The sequence below is a fragment of the Rhodopirellula sp. UH5 genome (assembly GCF_056839225.1).
The window spans coordinates 3,577,606-3,597,263 of sequence record NZ_CM166390.1 but is presented as its reverse complement, the minus strand read 5'-3'; the positions used below and the strand labels follow the sequence as shown (position 1 = coordinate 3,597,263).

The 19,658-nt window shown below is 58.0% G+C and carries 17 protein-coding genes and 5 tRNA genes; 5 read left to right on the top strand and 17 right to left on the bottom strand.

What is annotated here, in order from left to right:
• Positions 1 to 10: 10 nt before the first annotated feature.
• Both UH5x_RS12855 and UH5x_RS12850 read right to left on the bottom strand, forming a co-directional pair.
• Complete coding sequence (locus UH5x_RS12855) at positions 11 to 724, bottom strand: hypothetical protein (protein WP_482635864.1); 714 nt, start codon at positions 722 to 724, stop codon at positions 11 to 13.
• A 128-nt stretch (positions 725 to 852) separates the two neighbouring features.
• Positions 853 to 1,287, bottom strand: coding sequence for a hypothetical protein (locus UH5x_RS12850; protein ID WP_047812366.1), 435 nt, complete (start codon positions 1,285 to 1,287; stop codon positions 853 to 855).
• 247 nt (positions 1,288 to 1,534) lie between these two features.
• On the opposite strand from UH5x_RS12850, the gene UH5x_RS12845 reads away from it, so the two are divergent.
• The 4 genes from UH5x_RS12845 (at position 1,535) to UH5x_RS12830 (ending at position 5,802) form a co-directional block, all read left to right on the top strand.
• Entirely contained in the window at positions 1,535 to 2,464 is a 930-nt protein-coding gene (locus UH5x_RS12845; protein ID WP_482635863.1) for a hypothetical protein, read from the top strand.
• 82 nt (positions 2,465 to 2,546) lie between these two features.
• Entirely contained in the window at positions 2,547 to 3,773 is a 1,227-nt protein-coding gene (locus UH5x_RS12840) for a S1 family peptidase (protein WP_047812367.1), read from the top strand.
• A 128-nt stretch (positions 3,774 to 3,901) separates the two neighbouring features.
• The gene (locus UH5x_RS12835) at positions 3,902 to 4,903 is read left to right on the top strand and encodes a hypothetical protein (protein ID WP_482635862.1); all 1,002 of its coding nucleotides are present in this window, start codon (positions 3,902 to 3,904) and stop codon (positions 4,901 to 4,903) included.
• Between the two features lie 56 nt (positions 4,904 to 4,959).
• The gene (locus UH5x_RS12830) at positions 4,960 to 5,802 is read left to right on the top strand and encodes an alpha/beta hydrolase (RefSeq protein WP_482635861.1); all 843 of its coding nucleotides are present in this window, start codon (positions 4,960 to 4,962) and stop codon (positions 5,800 to 5,802) included.
• Here the strand turns inward: UH5x_RS12830 and UH5x_RS12825 are convergent.
• Positions 5,777 to 6,475 carry an RsmD family RNA methyltransferase gene (locus UH5x_RS12825; protein ID WP_047812370.1) on the bottom strand — a complete coding sequence of 233 codons (699 nt, stop codon included), beginning with the start codon at positions 6,473 to 6,475 and terminating at the stop codon, positions 5,777 to 5,779. The genes UH5x_RS12830 and UH5x_RS12825 overlap by 26 nt on opposite strands.
• A 192-nt stretch (positions 6,476 to 6,667) precedes the next feature.
• Complete coding sequence (locus tag UH5x_RS12820) at positions 6,668 to 7,804, bottom strand: ABC transporter ATP-binding protein (RefSeq protein WP_482635860.1); 1,137 nt, start codon at positions 7,802 to 7,804, stop codon at positions 6,668 to 6,670.
• A gap of 1,213 nt (positions 7,805 to 9,017) precedes the next feature.
• On the opposite strand from UH5x_RS12820, the gene msrB reads away from it, so the two are divergent.
• On the top strand, positions 9,018 to 9,599 hold the full coding sequence (gene msrB / locus UH5x_RS12815; protein WP_482635859.1) for a peptide-methionine (R)-S-oxide reductase MsrB: 582 nt from the start codon (positions 9,018 to 9,020) through the stop codon (positions 9,597 to 9,599).
• A gap of 122 nt (positions 9,600 to 9,721) precedes the next feature.
• Here msrB and rplK read toward each other — a convergent pair whose 3' ends face one another.
• The 13 genes from rplK to UH5x_RS12750 all read right to left on the bottom strand — a co-directional run bounded on the left by rplK (position 9,722) and on the right by UH5x_RS12750 (position 19,467).
• Positions 9,722 to 10,147 carry a 50S ribosomal protein L11 gene (rplK, locus tag UH5x_RS12810; protein ID WP_007324993.1) on the bottom strand — a complete coding sequence of 142 codons (426 nt, stop codon included), beginning with the start codon at positions 10,145 to 10,147 and terminating at the stop codon, positions 9,722 to 9,724.
• Between the two features lie 148 nt (positions 10,148 to 10,295).
• The gene (nusG, locus tag UH5x_RS12805; protein WP_047812373.1) at positions 10,296 to 10,973 is read right to left on the bottom strand and encodes a transcription termination/antitermination protein NusG; all 678 of its coding nucleotides are present in this window, start codon (positions 10,971 to 10,973) and stop codon (positions 10,296 to 10,298) included.
• Positions 10,970 to 11,428: a preprotein translocase subunit SecE gene (secE, locus tag UH5x_RS12800; RefSeq protein ID WP_047812374.1), complete on the bottom strand. Its 459-nt coding sequence runs from the start codon at positions 11,426 to 11,428 to the stop codon at positions 10,970 to 10,972. Before secE ends, nusG begins: the two co-directional genes overlap by 4 nt.
• Positions 11,429 to 11,549: 121 nt before the next feature.
• Positions 11,550 to 11,622 (bottom strand) — tRNA-Trp (locus UH5x_RS12795).
• Positions 11,623 to 11,692: 70 nt separating this feature from the next.
• Entirely contained in the window at positions 11,693 to 12,889 is a 1,197-nt protein-coding gene (gene tuf / locus UH5x_RS12790) for an elongation factor Tu (RefSeq protein ID WP_047812375.1), read from the bottom strand.
• Positions 12,890 to 13,106: 217 nt separating this feature from the next.
• Positions 13,107 to 13,178 (bottom strand) — tRNA-Thr (locus UH5x_RS12785).
• Between the two features lie 2 nt (positions 13,179 to 13,180).
• Positions 13,181 to 13,251, bottom strand: a tRNA-Gly gene (locus tag UH5x_RS12780).
• Between the two features lie 106 nt (positions 13,252 to 13,357).
• Positions 13,358 to 13,439, bottom strand: a tRNA-Tyr gene (locus tag UH5x_RS12775).
• 163 nt (positions 13,440 to 13,602) lie between these two features.
• Positions 13,603 to 13,675, bottom strand: a tRNA-Thr gene (locus tag UH5x_RS12770).
• Between the two features lie 164 nt (positions 13,676 to 13,839).
• Positions 13,840 to 15,615 carry a DUF6798 domain-containing protein gene (locus UH5x_RS12765; RefSeq protein ID WP_482635978.1) on the bottom strand — a complete coding sequence of 592 codons (1,776 nt, stop codon included), beginning with the start codon at positions 15,613 to 15,615 and terminating at the stop codon, positions 13,840 to 13,842.
• Positions 15,600 to 16,670 (bottom strand): 4-hydroxythreonine-4-phosphate dehydrogenase PdxA, encoded by a 1,071-nt coding sequence (gene pdxA / locus UH5x_RS12760; protein WP_482635858.1) that lies wholly within the window; start codon positions 16,668 to 16,670, stop codon positions 15,600 to 15,602. Before pdxA ends, UH5x_RS12765 begins: the two co-directional genes overlap by 16 nt.
• Positions 16,667 to 18,781, bottom strand: coding sequence for a DNA mismatch repair endonuclease MutL (mutL, locus tag UH5x_RS12755; protein ID WP_482635857.1), 2,115 nt, complete (start codon positions 18,779 to 18,781; stop codon positions 16,667 to 16,669). Before mutL ends, pdxA begins: the two co-directional genes overlap by 4 nt.
• Positions 18,782 to 18,951: 170 nt before the next feature.
• Complete coding sequence (locus UH5x_RS12750; protein ID WP_482635856.1) at positions 18,952 to 19,467, bottom strand: hypothetical protein; 516 nt, start codon at positions 19,465 to 19,467, stop codon at positions 18,952 to 18,954.
• Positions 19,468 to 19,658 lie beyond the last annotated feature (191 nt).

The window sequence follows — 19,658 nt, the reverse complement described above, 5'->3', positions numbered from 1 at the left end:
TTGAAACAATTCACTGCGAAAGGATGTTCGCGTTGGGTGTGATTTGTTCGATGGCCGAACGCAGTGGGTCTTGGGGATTCACGGCGGCGTTGGCGGGTGCGGGGGGACCAATTTCGCCAGCCTGCGGTGCAACATTCGCCGGAATTCCAGCGTTGGGTTGCACGGTCGTTTCGAGGGTTGCTGCTGCGGGAGCGATTTCCATCGTTGTTTCGACCGCCACAGCCTCGATGGTTTCGATTGGCAAGGAATCCAATGGGAAGCATTTGCGATTGTTGAATTCGTCGCATTCGAAGAATTCGTCCCAGCTGTCGATGTGCACGGTCAGGTGTTGCAGCCCAATGATCAGCCCACCGCGGTTGCCCATGGCAAGTGTCTCGATGGGCAGTGCGACTTCCACCTGCAGAGCTCCGTTGGCGGGAATGTGTTTGGCGATCACGGTGACGCGTGGTGAATGTGGCATCGCGTGGCCAAGCGATCCGATGGCGGTGACGTGAAAGTTCTCGACGCAGCGGTTGCTCTGGTTGGCGATCACGATTCCGAAACGGGGGCCGCAGGAAGGATCGATGACCGGGAGTTGTTTGACTTCGACGATTTCCAAGTCGCCAATTTCGTCATCTGGAACGAGGAAGCCTTGGCCTTGGCACGCGACGATGCCGATGGTCACGAATGCGATGAACAGGATGGCCGTGTTGAGTGCCTTCACGGAAAAGGTTGTGCGATACATGGGATTGTGCCTTGGAGACGTTTTAAATGATTCATGAAAAAGCCCGGCAATCCACTGGTGGGATGTGCCGGGCATGCCGTGCGTTGGTGGTGATCCGGTGTGGCGAGACAATCACCAGGTGAAATGGTTCACCAGCATCCCCAGTAGCTGGTGTAGACGGGGGTGTAGTAGTGGTGCACAACAGGTTTGTAGTGCACGACTGGGGCATAGCTGTAAGAGGCGTAGCTGTAAGGGCTGTAGTACGAGCTGTAGTGGTTGTGGTAGCCGTAGCCACGGTGACCATAGCTGCGGTGGCCGTAGCTGCCACGGAAGCGGCGATAGCAGGCAGCGACCGCTTCTTCCGAATCCACTCCCTCTTCGCCATCGTTGAGCAGCGATTCGACGTCTGCCAATCCGAGTTGCATGTCGTCCGCCGAGGCTGCGTCGGCGGTTTCCATGTCGGTTGTGTTGTTGCTCTCGGCGGCGGCCAAGCGAGCGAGCAGGTTGTCGTCGGCTTGGACGGCGGTGCCAGCCAAGCAGAAGGTCAGGGCCAAAGCAGCGGTGATCAGGGTTCGTGTGGACATCGTTCTGTTTCCAGTCAGGAAGTTTGTTTTGCGGCGGTGAAGAAAGTCGCCAGCGAGTTTGCCGCGTCGGTTCGCTGTCGTTCGTCTTGTGACTGAACGGCTAAGCGGTCGAGGGCCGAAGTTGTTACTGGAAAAAACGAATTTGTTTTTGAAACTCCAATCGGTAACAACTCGCCCGAGGTTTCGCTTGGAAAGCATCGCCCACACGCGTGCGTGATCCTTTTCCCTTTTTAAAACGAGCGAACCCATGCGTCTCACACACCACAGTCTCTGTCTGGCTCTGTTGTTCGTTGTTCTGCCCGCCGCCCGCGGTTTGACGGATGATGAACTGTTCTCAAAGGTTGCGATCGACTCGGTTTTCACCACCGCGTCTTCGAAATTGACCACCGCGTCCGAAAAGCCCACGCTCACGATCCAGGCCGAAGCTGCGAAAGTCGACGCGATCGAGGACCTGGACGAACTCTTCCCGCTCGCGAAAGCGATCGATGAAGATGCCGTTCGTGAATTGGGAGCGATTCGGTTGGTCAGCCAATCGGACAAGTGGAGTCTTTCGACTCGCATGACCATCCAAGGCGAATCGCCGCAGGTGGTCTTCGAAATGGCTTTGGTCACACTTGGCGAAACGCCTGTCGAAGGCGAACGAGCGATCTGGCTGTCGCTGATGGAAGTCGGGCAAGCGACCCCGGCAACCTTCTTTGGTGTCAACCGCGAATCGGCGGAGGCTGGCAAACCGGGGCAGTTGGTGCTGCGTTCAACGCTGTCCGCTGTGGGGCTGACCACCGAGTCGCTGCGGGCCAAGCTGCAATCGCTCAGCCAATTCGCGGTGGAAAAATCACCTGCCTGGTCGCAATTTCAAGCGGAAGCATCGGAAAGCCCGGTGAAGACGGCAGCCGCTGAGTTCTCTCTGGTCGGGCAATGGCTGGCGACTCCAGTTTCCGGCGAGGCCTACGCCATGGGGTTGAAGGCGACTTCGGATGGTTCGGGGCCGTTTCAGTTGGTGCACGTCAAAGATTCCAAGTCGACGGTGTCGTCCGGGAAATACTCCCTGAAAGAAGGCCAGTTCTCGCTGCAAGCCGATACGGGGGCACCGTTGGTCTTTCCACTGACCTGGAGCGATGCCGACCAGTTCGAACTGGAAATTGGAGCCGTCCAAGTGAATTTCAAGCGTCAAAAATGATTTTCGGTAACACCCGGCGACAGAATCCGCTGGGTCTCTTGTTCCCTGTTCCGCACACACCTGATTTGATGGGGTGATTCCAATGTTCCGCTGCCGCCTGACTCGAATGCTTCGAATTGCCTTTCACCGTTGGATGTCACTGCTCTGCCCTGCCCTCGTGCTGGTCATCTCACTGCAATCCACGAGCGCCATGGCGGGCGGCGAAACCTACCAAAAAGCCCTGCCATCGACCGTTTGGATCATCACCGCCAACGGGGAAGACCAAACCTCGACCGGAACGGGCGTCTTCATCGACGCCGACAAAAAATTGGTTCTGACCAACGCTCACGTGGTCGGTGACAGTCGCACCGCGGTGGTTTTCTTCCCTGAGAAGAAGAACGGCGAAACCATGGTCAAACGCAAGCAATACCTGGATTCGGTCCTGAAATTGGCTCAGCCCGGCCGGATCGTCGCCGTCGATCGCAAGCGTGACTTGGCCCTGATCGAGTTGGCTGAGGTGCCCGAGCGTGCCGAAGCGATCACGTTGGCTGAAGCGAGCGTCACAACCGGCGAATCGGTGGATTTGATTGGCAACCCAGGTGGTTCCGATGTCCTGTGGGTCTACACGAGCGGAACCGTCCGGTCGGTCTACCAAAAGAAATTCAAATCGGACCATGGTGAGCACGATTTTCGCGTCGTCGAAACCCAGACGCCAATCAAACCCGGCGACAGCGGCGGGCCGGTCGTCAACCAAGCCGGCGAGTTGATCGCGATTGCTCAGTCGTTTTCACCCTCCCAGAATTTGGTCAGCTACTGCGTGGACGTTCAGGAGATCAAGGCTTTCGTCAAAAGCCCTTGGAAATCAGCTCCTTTGGGCAGCCGCGTCGTCCTGAAGAACGCCGAGGTGGCGTTTGAGTTGCACTCCACCGGCCACTACGAGGTCAAGCAGAAGCTCTCATCGGGTTCCACGCAGTCCGTCTTCGTCGCCAAGGACACCGAATACTTCCAGCGTGCCGACGTGCGAAAGATCTGGTCGTTGGTTTCGGTCAGCGGTGAACAGCCCTCCGCGGAGCTGATGATGCGACTGATGCGTCAAAACTCTGCCACGAAAATTGGCGGTTGGGTCGTGGAAAAGAACGGGGCCGACGAGTTTCTGATCCTCTATGTCGCGAAATTGGATGCGACCGCTCCGGACGAAGCCGTGGCGGCCTCGATCGACTATGTCGCCCGGATTGCCGGAGCGATGAGCAAACAACTGGAATCCAAGACGCCGGAAGAAACCAAGACCGAGACGTCGACCCAGACACTCGCATCGTGGTTGGCCAAGTGAATCCGACGTCATTCGAAAAACTCGAAGTTTCTCTGTAACGCATCCTGAGGTCTGCCGCTTGGCAGTTTGTAAGGCGAAGACATCGCCGCGACGCAAATCCAAACTTTCCAAAGACCGGAGACAGAACGATGAAAATTCAAGCTCAAAAATGGATCTTGGCCGCTTCCGTGATCAGCACCGTGGCAGGGCCAGCCCTCGAAGCCCAAGCCTGTGGTGGGGCCCGTCGCAGCGGAGTTTCGCGGGTTGTGGCGCAGATCCACTCGGCTCGCACATCGAATCGCTACTCCGCCCCGACACCTTCCTACCGTTCGATTCAACCGACTTACCGGCAAGCTCCGGTTTATCACAATGCTCCTGTCAACGTTCAGCCTTCGCCCGTTGCTTCGCAGTCGTTCTCGAACCAACCGATTGCTGGTCAGACCGTCTCCGGTCAATCCTTTGCACCGCAACAGCCTGTCCAACAACCATTCAATCAGCAACCTGCCCAGGGCAACTTCGCTGGTCAGCAGGTGCCAGCCCAGCAGGTGCAGCAGCAAGCCGCATCCGTTCAGCAGCCTGCCAGGCAACCAAGTGCTCTCGCACAACAGCCAGCATCCATTCAGCAGCAGTCAACTGTGCAGCAGCAGGCACCTGTGCAACAGCAAGCTCAGCCCGCTGTCCAACCTGCACCTGCGACTCAGCCCGCTGCCTCGGCGGAAGCATCCGCACTCGCTATGTTGGCTTCGGTCAACCAACGTGCTGTCACGCCAACTCAGGCCTCCGCACCGACTCAAGCCGCGGCCCCAGCACCGACCCCCTCGCAGATTCCGACGTTTGGAACGGCGACTTCGGCTTCCAGTGTCAGTTCGCCTGCTCAGCCTCATGTTGGATCGTGGAACGTTTCCTTGCCCGGTGAGCAGTCGGTGTCGCTGAAGTTGGATTCCGACGGATCGTTTGTCTGGGTGGCATCGAAGTCGGGAAGCACCAGCCAATTCTCTGGCCAGTATCGATTGGATGGCGGCAGCCTGACTTTGGTTCGCTCGGAAGACCTGCAGAAAATGGAAGGCACTTGGACGCCCAGCCAAAACGGTGGTTTTGTCTTCCGAGTGGGTGGCGGCACGAACGGTGGCCTGAGCTTCACCCGCTCGTGAGCCTTCGATCGACTATCATGCAGCGGTTCCTTTGTCCCGCTGCATGAGGTTTTGAAGTGCAAAGAATTGTTGATTCGCGAATCGCACTGGTTGCGATTCTTTTCGTTTGGGGCGGCGTGGTGGCAGCCCAAGATTCAATCACGACCAAGCCCGGCACTCAAACGCACCAGGACGTGCTGTATCGGACCGGGGATGGATTGACGGATTACCAGCAGGAACGCTGCCGCCTCGATCTGATTCATCCAACCGATGAGAAAGGTTTCGCAACGGTGGTCTGGTTTCATGGTGGCGGACTGACCGGAGGAAACAAATCCTTTCCCGATGGTTTGCTCAATCAGGGAATTGCCGTTGCAGCGGTGAACTATCGCTTGCACCCCAAGGTCAAATCACCTGCGTATGTGGAAGACGCCGCGGCCGCCGTGGCTTGGGTCTTCCAAAACATCGAGCAATACGGTGGTGATCCCAAACGCATTTACGTCAGCGGTCATTCGGCCGGCGGGTATTTGACCAGCATGGTTGGATTGGATCAGCGTTGGCTCGCAGAGCATGACATCGACGCGAATCAGATCGCGGGTTTGATCCCTTACAGCGGCCACACCATCACACACTTCACGGTTCGCAAAGAGCAAGGCATCGGTGGTCGTCAGCCGGTCGTCGACGACATGGCACCGCTGTTCCATGTTCGCAAGGACGCTCCGCCGTTGCTATTGATCACCGGCGACCGCGAACTGGAAATGCTCGGACGCTATGAGGAGAACGCGTACCTTTGGCGGATGATGCAAGTCGTCGGTCACCCTCATACCAAGTTGATGGAACTCGACGGATACAACCACGGTCAGATGGCTGAGCCCTCACACCCGTTGTTGCTGCGGTTCATTCAGGAACTGGAAAAGGAGTGACCAAGCCGCACACGTTGCCGGGTTCCAAGAAGGCCAGATGCGTGATGCCATAGGTCCGGACGTCCCAGTCGCCCAGCGGCAGTTGTTCTAGGTCAAACGTGTTGTCGGTCTCAACGACCAGGACGCTGCCGGGAGGGGCGTATTGCTGGACTCGGACGATGATCGACTTCAGCTTGGGGTAGAACTCGGGGTCGGTCCACATGCGATACGGAGGGCTGAGGAAGACGATCCAAGCCGTGTCGTCTTCCGGCCCGGATGGCTGCAACAATTGATCCGCCAGAGCGAAGGCGTCGCCCATCACCAAGCGGACTTTGTCTTCAATCCCCAGTCGCTCGGTTGTGTCGCGAATTTGGGCGATTGCTTTCCGCATCGGTTCGACCAAGACCGCTCGAGTGGAACCACGGCTGATCGATTCCAGGCCCAGCACACCAGTGCCGGCGAACAAGTCAAACGCGATCGTGCCGCGACAGGCTCGGCCCAGGATGTTGAACAGATTTTCACGGACGCTGTCACGCATCGGCCGAGTGAACTCCTCGCCGTGATACGTCACCGGACGGCCACGCATGTCACCGCCGATAATTCTCAGCTTGGTGGGCTTGCCGTCGTCCGTCCCGCCTTTGAGATTTCGTTGCTTGGGCTTGCCGCGTCGATTGTTGGTGCGTTTCGATTTCATCGAGACATCGTAACCTACGATTCCGTCCTGCCACAGGTCTCAAGCAGGTCGGCAGGAATGATCGGGCACAACGGTGTGAGCCGTTTGGGCATTCGCACCAATTGTACATGGGAACAGCAAAACAGCTCAAATGCCGAAAGACTCCTGCCGACCTGTTGAGGAGTGCCGGGGACTGAGTGTGCAAGTGCAGAGTCAAATGCTGTGTGAGCGGGAGTTCCGGGCCGACCCAGCGACGATTCGCAGATCCGAGATGGAGACTTGGCAAATCCACCGAGTCCCCACCTCTGCCGAAATCGAGTTTTGAAAGACGGTTGCGGAGAGCGGTGGTGAGTTTTCGGAGTCGGTGGGTTGCAGTCGAAAGAGAAAGCGGCCGCCCAGATCACGTCGTTCCAAGAGGGTCACGGGGAATTGCCACAGGCCCGATTCGGTCACGGTGGAGGCGTGCTCTTGGTTGAGGTCGGGGGCAACCAGTTGAATTGCCTCCGGGCGAAGCATGATCGCGTGGTCAGCGTTCGGCTGACCCTCCGGCAGTGCGAGTGCCTCGCCAAGTGCTGGGCAACTTGCGAGCACTTCATCGATCGCCAGCAAATTGCAGGACGGCGACCCGAGTGCGAGAGCAACCTCCGCCGAGTTGGGTGATTGATAGATCTCACTCGGAGATCCAATCTGCAGGATGCGTCCGCCTGACATCACGACGATCTGGTCGGCCAAACGCATCGCTTCTTCGCCGTCGTGGGTGACGTGCACAAACGTCGTCGAATCGGATTGCTTGGAAACGTCGGCCAAGCGTTCCAGCAACCTCTCGGATGCCAGCCGATCGATCGCTGCCATCGGTTCGTCCAGCAAGCAGACGGAAGGCTGGCGAATCAATGTTTTGGCAATCGCCACCCGGCGTCGTTGTCCACCGCTGAGTGTCTCCGGGCGTCGAGGCAGCCAGGCGGGGTCCAGGTTCATCGTTTCCGTGATGGAATGGATTCGTTGGTCCATTTCGGCCGCCGTCAGACGGCGTTTGGGATTGGCCCGGACCGCGATCTGAAGCGTTTGTTCAACGGTCAGATGCGGGTACATCGTGTCATGCTGGAACAACAGGCCGACGTCTCGTTTGCGAGCCGCCGTGTGCGTCACGTCTTGGCCATCGATCACGATCGAACCTTCGGCAGTTTCGATGAGACCAGCGATGCCGTGGAGCAGCGTGCTCTTTCCACAGCCGCTGGGCCCCAAGACGACGCAGTATTCGCCGGGGAAAAGCGACAAGTTGAATTGGTCGACGACCCTGTTCCCCCCGCGGTCCATCGCGAGCGAGGTGATATCGAGTGACTGGATGGGCATCGGGAAACGTCATGGCTTGGCGTGGAGAGCGTGAGCCAAGCATTGTAGTGACCCGCGTCTCCAGGTTGCATCGCGGCGGAGTGAACGGAAGGCGGTGGTGTGGACGGAGATGCGAACAGGCAATGCCGGGTCGGTGTCTCGCGGAACGCTCGATCTCCGACCGCTCCCGTTACCGCGGTCATGCCGTTATAGGTGCTGCGTTCGTAGCCTCTTGCGAGCCCCTCGCGTTGAAAGAGGCCGTGCAGTTTCAAATGCTGTGCCAATAGCGTCTTGAGAACCCCGCCCGCGTAGCGGGAGGGGTCGGAAAGCGAGCGTTCAGTGAGATTTCCGGGGGAGGGCACGCGAACCCGCACCTAGCCAACAGCGAACTCCTATTCCGCGACAGCTCAAGTTTTCAGTAGCGAAACTCGTCAAGAGTTTCGACTTGCACAACGGTTCGTCGAAAGTCTTGACGACTTTCGCTACCAATCGCACTTCAAATCCAAGCAGTGTGAAAGATGCAATCGGGGCGAACGTCTCCTAACCCATTTCAAATTGACAATTGTCAATGGAACTTTCTCAATGACGCCATCCGATGCGAGCGCCGCCGTACGATGGGCTTCCAAGCCCGCCGAAATGGAAACCCGAAGCGTGAGCAAGGCTCCCCTCATCCCCACGACGGCCCCATCCGGGGCGAACTTCTGCTCGCCGTCAACAGTCTCGGGGCTTCCGCCCCGAGCTACTGACGCCAGCCCCATCCGGGGCGATGCGATGAACCCCGCCCGTGCAGCGGGAGGGGGCGGAAAGCGAGCGTTCAGCGAGATTTCCGGGGGAGGGCAATCCGCGCTGCTTCCCATGCTCGGCCCCCTCCCTCGCGTACGCCTGAATGGCGTCGCTCGACCTCCGCCCCAAACTGCGCTTCCGGGGAGGAACGACATGTGAAGATCTGCCGAAACGCGGTACCAGAAAACGGCATGACCTCTGAACCGGGAGGGAGGTTCAAGTCATTGCTGGGTAGGGATTTAGAGGCTGTGCGGCGGATGCGAAGAGGGGGCTCGCAAGGCGTCATCAGCCAGCCATTTGGATACTGCAGGAAGCATTTTCAGGCAGGGTCGGTTCGCTTGGGGCCGGGGGTCTGACCGAGGGATTTGGCGGTCGGAACAGGTGCCGGCTCATTACAATGGAGGTGTTTCGGAAATCTTTTGGCACGCATTTCGATCTTGGAGACCAGACAATGCATCCTCTTTCATCGCAATTCAAACCTCTGCGGCGCCTGGTGTTCGGTCTGATCGGCGCAAGCGGCTTGCTGCTTGGGGGATTGGCTCTGCAGGCCGACGAATCGGATTCTCTGGGGCGATCGTCGTCACCGCTGAAGGTCACCCAGGAAGGCTCGGTTGAACCAGATGAGGCATCTGAGGAAGAGTACGTTCCGGCAACCAAGGACGAACTCCGGCAACGTCTGAATCGGATTCAGTACGACGTGACCCAGAATGCTGCCACTGAACCCGCGTTCCGAAATGCCTATTGGAACAACAAGAAGAAAGGCGAGTATCAGTGCATCGTCTGTGACAAGCCGCTGTTCGATAGCAAGACCAAGTTCAAATCAGGAACGGGGTGGCCGAGCTTCTACTTGCCGATTGCGAAAGATGCGGTCGGCTACCAGACGGACTACAAGATGCTGTACCCGCGAACGGAAGTTCACTGCAAGCGTTGCGAAGCACACTTGGGGCACTTGTTTGACGATGGTCCCGCACCGACCGGCAAACGCTTTTGCTTGAACAGTGCCTCGATGAAATTCGTCGAAGCAAAGCAGTAGCGAAAGTCGTCAAGACTTTCGGCGAATCGCGCGGCAGGCCGAAGCTTCAACGGGCTGTCGATGAAGACGCTCACTCCATCGAAACTCTTGACGAGTTCCGCAACAGGTGGCTGCAACGTTGATCAACCGTCGACGATGATGCCCATGCTGCGAGCGGTGCCTTCGATCATGCGAGTCGCTTGATCGATGTCGCGCGCGTTCAGATCTTCCATCTTCTTCTGAGCGATTTCTTCGCACTGGGCACGGGTGACCGTCGCGACTTTGTCCTTGTTGGGGACGCCGCTGCCTTTGGCGATCCCAGCGGATTGCATCAACATCGATGCCGCTGGTGGGCTCTTGGTGATGAAATCAAAGCTGCGATCGTTGTAGACCGTCACGATCACAGGAATCGGCGTGCCGTTGTATTCCTTGGTGCGATCGTTGAACTGTTGAACAAACTGTCCCAAGTTCACGCCGTACTTACCCAGCGAAGTACCGACAGGAGGTGCAGGAGTGGCTTGACCGCCGGGGACTTGAAACTTGGCTTGGCCGGTGACTTGTTTTGCCATGGGTAAACAGCTTTTAGCGATTAGTGATTAGCGGTGAGCTCTTGAGGTTGCAGCGTTTCGCTGAAAGGCCAACGCAATCGGAGGTGTTTGAAGTGGGATGGATGAAGATAATAAGCCGAGCGGCTAATAGCTAGCAGCTAGAGGCTTTTTACAAAGGCTCGACTTGCCAGTGATCCAATTCCATCGGGACGCTGCGTCCAAAGATGTTGATGATCACTGTCACGCGGCCGTTGGCTTCGTCGACCACGTCGACTTCGCCTTCTTGGTTCTCGAAGTTGCCTTCTTTGACGCGAACACGGTCGCCAACCTTGAACGGAATGGCCGTCTTGATCGGTGTTTCGTCTTCGTCGCTGACTTCGGGTCGATTGACGAAACGTTCGACGTCTTCGGGTTCCATTGGCTGGGGCTTGCCCGCCGAACCGGTAAAATCGCTGATCCCGCCGACTTCACGAACCAGGAACCAGGTGTCGTCGTTGATCGACATGTACACCATGATGTAACCGGGCAGCAGTTTGCGTTTGCTGACGCGGCGTTTGCCGTCACGGGTGAACGTGGCAACGTCTTCGGATGGGACCACGATGTCGCCAAAGTACTCACCCATGTCTTCCATGCGAACCTTCTTGCGAAGAGCTTCAGCGATGGAATCTTCGCGGTTGAAGGCGACTTTGAGGATGTACCAATCCATCGGGGACTCTTCGTCCACTTCTGGTTTGGGAGGCGCGTTGGGGTCAACGGGGGCCGGAGGTGGGGGCGCGGGAGCTTCCGAAGCGGCAGGAGCGACTTCGGTTTCTGGCGAGTCGACGTCTTTCACGTCATCATCACTCACGATGTTACCCCGATGAAGTTAAAGATGGCTTGCCAGAGAACATCGAACAAAAACAATGTGATGGCAAGGAAGAAAATGGTGAAAATCACGACCACGGAAGCACGGATCAGCTCATCCTTGCTGGGCCACGTGACCTTGTTCATTTCCGCTTCGACAGCGATCAGGAAGTCGGCGAACCGTGGCCAGTTGACGACCCGGAACCCGAACCACAGGCCAGCGGCCAGCAACACAGCCGGGATTGCCCGAGCAGCGAGAGACGAATCTCCCATGGCAGCGGGGAGGAACGAATACAAACGCCAGCAACCCAACGTCACGATCACCCAAACGGCGAGAGCCGTCAGTTGGCGAACGATCCGGCCTTGGTTGGCTTTGTACACACCAGCATGAAACAATTCGCTGCTCAGCGAACTGCCTCCGGCGCCGGCCGTGCCGGATTGGGTTAGATCTTTGGACACCCGTGGACTCCTTCGTGAATTGATTCTGGTGTTGAGCCAAATTGGTCATGGGCCAGTTTGCTCAAACCTTGTCCACGATCACATCCTGTTGATCGTCAGGGCAAACCAGAATTCTGGACAGCAGGGGCGGCGAGAGTCGAACTCACAACCGCTGGTTTTGGAAACCAGTGCTCTGCCAATTGAGCTACGCCCCTGAAACAGCGATAAGCTACTAGCTATCAGCTACCAGCTTATCGCTTACAGACAACTTTCTGCAAACGCAGATTATTCGAGGATCTTCGTCACAACGCCTGAACCAACGGTGCGTCCGCCTTCGCGAATAGCGAAGCGAACTCCGTCATCCATTGCGATGGGTTTGTGCAGTTCGACTTCAACCTTGACGTTATCGCCAGGCATGCACATGTCGGCACCGACCAAGTTGGCCGTTCCGGTGACGTCAGTCGTGCGGAAGTAGAACTGGGGACGATAACCGCTGAAGAATGGCGTGTGACGGCCACCTTCATCTTTGCTCAAGCAGTAAACTTCTGCTTCGAACTTGGTGTGAGGCGTGATGCTGCCTGGTTTGGCGAGCACTTGGCCACGTTGGATGTCTTCGCGTTTGACACCACGAAGCAAGCAACCGACGTTGTCGCCCGAACGGCCTTCGGTCATTTCCTTGCGGAACATTTCGACGCCGGTGCAGGTGGTCTTGGTCGAGTCGGGACCCAAACCAATGATTTCGACTTCTTCGCCGACTTTCACAACACCGCGTTCGATCCGTCCGGTTGCAACTGTTCCACGACCTTCGATCGAGAAGACGTCTTCGATTGCCATCAGGAATGGCTTGTCGTCTTCACGGGTGGGTTCTGGAATGTTTGCATCCAGTGCATCCATCAATTCGCTGATGCACTTGCTGGCTTCTGGGTCAGCAGGATTGTTGTAAGCGGGCAGCGAGCTACCGCGAACGACAGGAACGTCGTCGCCTGGGTAGTCGTACTTGCTCAGCAATTCGCGAACTTCGAGTTCGACGAGTTCGAGCAATTCTTCGTCATCGACCAAGTCACACTTGTTCAAGTACACGACGATGTAAGGAACGCCAACCTGGCGACCGAGCAACACGTGTTCTTTGGTTTGTGGCATCGGGCCGTCAGCGGCCGACACAACCAAGATCGCACCGTCCATCTGGGCGGCACCGGTGATCATGTTCTTCACAAAGTCAGCGTGGCCGGGGCAGTCGATGTGAGCGTAGTGACGATTTTCAGTCTCGTACTCAACGTGGGCAACTGCGATCGTCACGGTCTTCGTGGCGTCACGAACCGTACCGCCCTTGGCGATGTCAGAGTAACCCTTCGCTTGTGCCAAGCCCTTCGCTGCTTGAACAGCGAGGATCGCACCCGTGGTCGTCGTTTTACCATGGTCAATGTGACCGATCGTACCTACGTTGACGTGGGGCTTGGTACGTTCAAATTTGTCCTTAGCCATTCTGGTTCACCTGCATTCGCGATCCGCACCACTGTTCTCGGGGAGATACGCTCCTCGAAAACCCTTGCTGCCGTCGACCGCGTTCACACCCACGGTTACTCGCCGGCAATTCGGCCGTGTTGATCGCATTCGATCTACTTGAAAATCGAAACGAAACAAAAACGATGTTGCACTCAAAATCAGCTCCCAAAGGGGAGCCCAACTTTGAGCGACTTGAAGCTGCTGATGGGATTTGAACCCATGACCTCATCCTTACCAAGGAGGCGCTCTACCCCTGAGCTACAGCAGCGAAGCGGGTGAAGGGAATCGAACCCTCGTATTCAGCTTGGAAGGCTGCTGCTCTACCATTGAGCTACACCCGCGTCTCTAGCCACTCGCAATGAGCCACTGGCTGCTAGTTTTCCGGATGTTCCCGCAGGCGGGCAGGAAAACTAGCAGCCAATAGCTCGCAGCTAACAGCTTCTTCCATGGGGGCTACAGGATTCGAACCTGTGTAGGCATAGCCAGCGGATTTACAGTCCGCCCCCTTTAACCACTCGGGCAAACCCCCAAATCTTGTTTTTGAATCAAAATTGTGGCTTCTGATTCAAAAGATTTCTTGTTGCGATGCATTCGCACCGTGTTCTGTGTTGTTCCCTGAACTTGATTGGCAAACTGTTTCGGTTGTCTGTTGTTCGGTTCAAACGCCGTCGGCGCTGAATCGATTTTGCAAGAGCCAACGGAGGGATTCGAACCCACGACCGGCTGATTACAAATCAGCTGCTCTGCCAACTGAGCTACGTTGGCCAGCTCAAGTTCACCCCATGCGACAACCGATCGACCGGCCTTGCGATGGGGAAGGCAGAGTGTACCGATCCGCGAACGGGCGACAAGATGGAATTGGGCCAAAATTGGCCTCCCCACAAAATTCTTGGCCGAATTTCGTCGCAAAAAGCCAAAAGGCCGGCTGGTCAAGGGAGTTCGTACACGGCGTAAGTCGAATTCCGCTGATTCGCCGCCGGATAAATCTGTACCAAAGGCAGTTCAGCTCCCACGACGCGGCGGTCCACCACAATCCAATCGCATCCGTATTGGGCCCGCATGGACCGCAATTCGTCGTACCGAATGGTGACTCGCATGGTCGAAAGTCGATTTGGGTAGACCTCGAGAAATCGTTTGGCCCATTCCCGCAGCGCGACCGCATCCTGGGGAGTGTCTTTCCAGTTCACCACTTCGGCCCGATGCGCGTACCACTTGAACGTTTGTTGGTGCCGCGGTGTCAACAAAATGGCGTCTTCCGGTGTGCTGGCACGCACGAATTGGCAAACGGCGATCCAGTCTTCCATGGTTTGACGCTGCTCGGCGTACCCCGCGTCCGCGTTCAGCCCCAGCAACCGATTGCTGACCGAAACCGGAACGCCGGTCTGAATGCGTTCCCAGCAAGCCTGAGCGAACATCCCGATCACAACCACGGTTCCCAACCTGGCAAGCCAAACGGTGGGCCGGCCGGTCTCTTGGGAGTCGGCGGAGTCTCTTCCAGAAAAAATTCGTTTCGACAAGCAAAAATGGACCACCAGGAATGCCAAGGTGAGCGGCGTGCAGGCGTCAGCCAACCGAAACCAGTAGAACCGGAGCCACTTTGCGGCTTGATCGGGGTACACCGCCGGAAGTGTTCCAATCAGCAAGCCAAGCAGGCTGATGCCCATCGCACCGGCAGCAAAGCAGCCCAAAATGCGGAAACCAATGGCTCGCTGAATGTCGCCGCTGAGGGAGTTGGTTGGGGCCAAGTTTCGCTTGGAAGCACCGTCGGTTGCAGGCGGGGGAGTTTGCCGCCAAACGGTGAGCAGGCCAGCCAAGCAAGCAAGCGTCAGCGCGGCGTGGCGGAAATACCAATCCAAATGGAACGCCGCGGGCATCAAGTGGTGTGAGATCCGGAAATAGGCGTATATCCGGGCCGCGGAAATCTGCTCGGCCTCGGTGGCTCCCCAAGACATCGCCGCAGCGGGCACCAGCCCGAACAGTGCCAAGGCTCCTCCAAGGAACAAACCTCGGCTGAAGAAGTTGGGAACCGATCGGGCATCCTCGCTCGCTGGTCCGTCCGCCAATTCCGAAACCCGCCAACGTTTGGGGCCACGCTCGGTGATCCAGAACGCGAACGCGGCAGCGACCACCGACCAGCCTCCGGTCAGCACATGAAATCCAGCGGCAGCACCCAGCCAAACCCAGCCCCGTGACCATCGACGCTGGACGATTTCGGACAAGCCGAAGAGAACCAGCCCATAGGCGGGGACCTTTGCTTCGATCCCACCCACGACCCATTCACCGGCCAAGTTGCCATGTTGGATTCCCAGGATCCAAAGGATCAGGACCCACACGCTGCTCATCGGTGGCATCTGCATCGCTCGCGTCAGTCGAAGCAGACCCGCGGCCAAGATCGACCAACCAACAATTCGCCCGATCCAGGCGGTCGCGTTGAGCGAGACGAATTGAGTCGGCCACCCGAACAGCCAGTAGTAGGTCGTGTGGGCTTTGCCCGACGATGCGAACAGATCGTTGACGCACCAATCGGGTTGCCAGAAGTTTTTGGCCTTCACCAAATAGTGAGCTTCGTTGACGCCGGGAGCAGCGTCGCCAGCGTACAGAAAACACACGCCCATCAACGCCAGCCAACTCCATCCCCCTGCTGATCGCGAGGGTTGTTCGGGCCTCTCCAAAGTAGGCGTTGGCTTCGTCACGGAACCGCCCAGCGGATCGCAGCCAACATGCTGTTGACGCTGGCTTTGCTTTGCCAAGCCAGGTCCATGGCCGTCCCGTGGTCGACGCTGGTTCGAATGATGGGCAGTCCCAGGGTCACGTTGACCGCATCGTCAAACGACAATGCTTTCAACGGAATCAATCCTTGGTCGTGATACATGCAAACGTAAATGTCGATTCGCTCTCGCATCGCGGGCGTGAAGGCGGTGTCGGGCGACAGTGGCCCTTCGATGGTCCATCCGGATTGCCTGGCAGTTTCAATCGCAGGCAGGATGATCCGTTCTTCTTCTTGGTGGCTGAACAGTCCGTTTTCGCCGGCATGCGGGTTCAGTCCACAAACGGCGATGCGAGGTGGTAACAAACTGCCGCGACGTTGGTTGCGACGTTGGACCGTTTCGCCGGCGAGGTGGATCGTGCGAACCAGCGATTCGCTGTTCAGTTGCGAGGCCACATCGGCCAGCGGAATGTGAATGGTTTCTAAGACGCAGGCGATCGTGTCGCTGGCCAACATCATGCGAACATCGGCGGGTTTGCCTTGCACTGCCCTGCCCGCTCGATCGGCCAGCAGCTCCGTGTGGCCGGGGAAATCGATCCCCGCTTGATGCCAGGCTTCCTTTTGAATGGGGCCCGTCACGATGGCATCAACGTGGTCCGAGACCGCCGCATCAATGGCGTCAGTGACGGATCGATAGGAGGCTCGCCCGGTCGCGGCGCTGAACTTGCCAGGAGTGAAGCCCACGAGTTCTTCCGCGGTGAGCTTCCCGCAATCGACGATTCGTCCCTGTGGTGCATCACCGGGCGTCGCGAGCGTTGGCGGGGCCAGGAAATTAGCCAGCGAAATCACGTCCGGACAATCGCAGCCGATTTGATCGGCGGCACGCTGGTAGATCTCTGCGTCGCCAAACAGCAGTGGGAAACCGAGCGATTGGACTTCCGGCGAATCCCAGACCCGCAGGGCGAGTTCGGGGCCGATGCCAGCGGCGTCTCCCATCGTGATCGCCAAGTGAGGCGTTGAGCGTTTCGCTTGGGGAGGTGGGGTGGAGTTCATGGCGACACCGAGGCTCGACCTCGCGGGCCCAGTCGACCAAACATTCGGTCCAGTTCATCGCGGCTGAAGAACAACGCCGTTGGCCGACCGTGTGGGCAATGGTGCGTTTCTTGGTACAAGTCCTTCTGCTCCAGCAGGCTGGTGATCTCTTCGGGGGAAAGAGGATCGCCCGCTTTCACGGCGGCTTTGCAAGCGACGGTGCTGAGCAAATGATTCAGCAAATCCTTCGGGTTGGGGTCTCGGCCAGCACCCATCACCGATTCCAAGACCGTTCGCAGCATGTCGGCAGGCGGCTTGTTCGGCAGCATCGCTGGGTACGACTGGATCAAAATCGTTTCGCCGCCGAAGTCTTCGATTTCCAAACCGATGCGGCGGAGCGTGTCTTTGGCCTCCAGAGCGGCGGCTCGCTCGGCGGGTGTCAGCGACACGGGTTCCGGAACCAGTAACTGCTGGGCTTCCAACGAAGCGTTCTCCTGCAGCACTTTTTGGCAGACACGTTCATACAGCACTCGTTCGTGCAACGCGTGTTGGTCGATCACGACCATGCCTTTCTCGTCCTGTGTGACGAGATAACGTTGGTGCACTTGGAACCCGAGGTGGCTCACGCTGGGAGTCGGCACGCCGGATGCCTGGGCTGCGTGTTCATGGGAGCCGTTTTCGTGGGCACCGACTTGGCCGGAATCATTCGTGGAGGCGTCCCCATCCCAGGGTGTCATCTCGATGCCTTCGGCCGCGGTCGATGGTCGCTGGGAATCGACGACACCGCCCGGTGACCAAGTGTTCGAGGGAGCGAGCGGCGGGGAATGTCCGGTCGCGCCCAGCGAGGATGGAGGGGCGTGGCCCGGTGAATTGGATTCGCCAAAGGGGCGGAAGTTGGGGGTGCCGCTCGCGCCGCCCAGCAGTTGAGTGTTTGAGTTGGCGGAAGGTCCCGCAGGAGGCCCGCCGGTTCGGGCCCATTCGATCACGGACTGACGCTGCTGGTCGACTTCGTTGGGACGCATGCCCATGACCGATTCGGGAGCGGTCTGGCGTTGTTCCTCTTCGCTCATCGGGGCGGGGACAGGATTGGATCCCACGCGATGGGTCATGTCGGTTGCCAGAAATCGCTGGCGAAGCGTTTGCAGCAACCGGCTGTACACACGTCCGCTGTCGGTGAAGCGAACCTCCAGTTTCGCGGGGTGCACGTTGACGTCGATCATGTCCGCCGGCATTCGCATTCGCAGAAAGCAAACCGGATGGCGACCGACCATCAACATGCCCCGGTAGGCTTCTCCCAGAGCATGTTGCAGGGCGCGGTCGCGAATGTGTCGGCCGTTGAGAAACAGGTACTGCATGCGGTTGTTGCCGCGACTGACCGACGGGTCACAGGCGTAACCGGTGATCTGAACGGTTTCGTCCTGGTTCTCGATCGAGATCAACGATTCGGAAATTTCAGTTCCGAAGAACGATTCGATCCGATCCGCCCAGCGCGTCGTCGGCAACAGGTCGAACATCTCTTTGTCGCCGTTGCGAAGGACAAAGTGAACCTTTGGATTGGCGAGCGCCAGGCGTGTGAAGGCTTCGACGATGTGGCCGCGTTCGGTTTGCGGGGTCTTCAGGAATTTTCGGCGAACCGGTGTGTTGAAAAACAGGTTTCGGACTTCGATCACGGTCCCGACAGGGCAGCCGCACGGTCCCGGTGTTTCGATCACGCCGCCGCGAATGTCGATTTGGCAGCCGCCGTCTTGACCTTCGGCGCGGCTGCGGATGGTCATCTGAGAAACGCTGGCGATCGACGCCAGAGCTTCACCGCGAAAACCGAGGGTGCCGACGTGGAACAGGGATTCGTCGTCGGGCAGTTTGCTGGTCGCGTGACTGGTCACGGCCAGCGGCAATTGCTCCGCCGTCATCCCGCAGCCATCGTCGCTGATCCGGATCAGCTCGACGCCGCCCCCCTCGAGGCTCAATTCGATCCGAGTCGAGCCAGCATCGATGCTGTTTTCGAGCAATTCTTTGACCACCGAGGCGGGCCGTTCAATCACCTCGCCAGCGGCGATTTGATTGACCAAGTGGGCCGGCAATTGGCGGATGATGCGAGGTGGCTGGGCGGTCGTGGCGGTGGGCGTGTTCATGGCCCCAACTTACCGCGCGACGCGTGCATCGCACCAGGATCATCGTTCGGCGAAGCGGCAGATTGACCGGTTCTCGCCTCGGAGGAAACAATTCGCCAGGAAAGCCGGCAAAACCCCTCCAGTCGGCAGTGCCGCTGAATTTGCCAACCAGTTGGATTACCCGTTTGTTTTCAGCAGAGTCCTAGTGAGGGCCACCAGAATCCCCGTTCCACTCCAACGCACGATCTCCTCGGGCATGACGCGGTAGGTCGGCCGTTGTGGAACAGGTTGTAAGTGGCGACGGAGTCGAGGTCGTGGTAGTAATCCATTGCCCCGCCGATGCAACACAACGCCTCATCGTACCCGTGCATCATTGGTGAGAACTTGGCTTCGTACCCAAGATGCCACTTGCCGAATAATGCGGTCTCATAGCCGACGGAGGACAGTCGCTTCGCCAACGTCGGCCGGTCGGCGGGAAATCCCAGTTCGTTGACCAAGTGCAAGCGAATCGCATCGTCATAACGCCCGTCATTGCCATCGCAACCCAGGTCTCCATCGCCGAGGTCGTCGGCAAGGATCATCACAATGTTCGGACGGTCGTTGGAATCGGCTCTCAGCGAAGTGGGAACGCAGGCATGAAAGCACAGAGCAGCCATCACCCAAACGGTGAGTGGGACGACCCGTGGATGGAGGTGGATGAGAAACATGCTGGATCCTCTAGTGGTCTGTCAAAGTTAAAAGTTAGGGTTGTTCGTAGTGGACGAGGCCACGAGTCCTTGGATTTGGCGCCAGTTCAGGACTCGTGGCCTCGTCCACTACCCTAAAATTAGGCTTTGACGCACCACTAGGGAGTCAAATCGGTACGCAGGTGTCATCGAGTACCGGAGCCGTTTGGCGT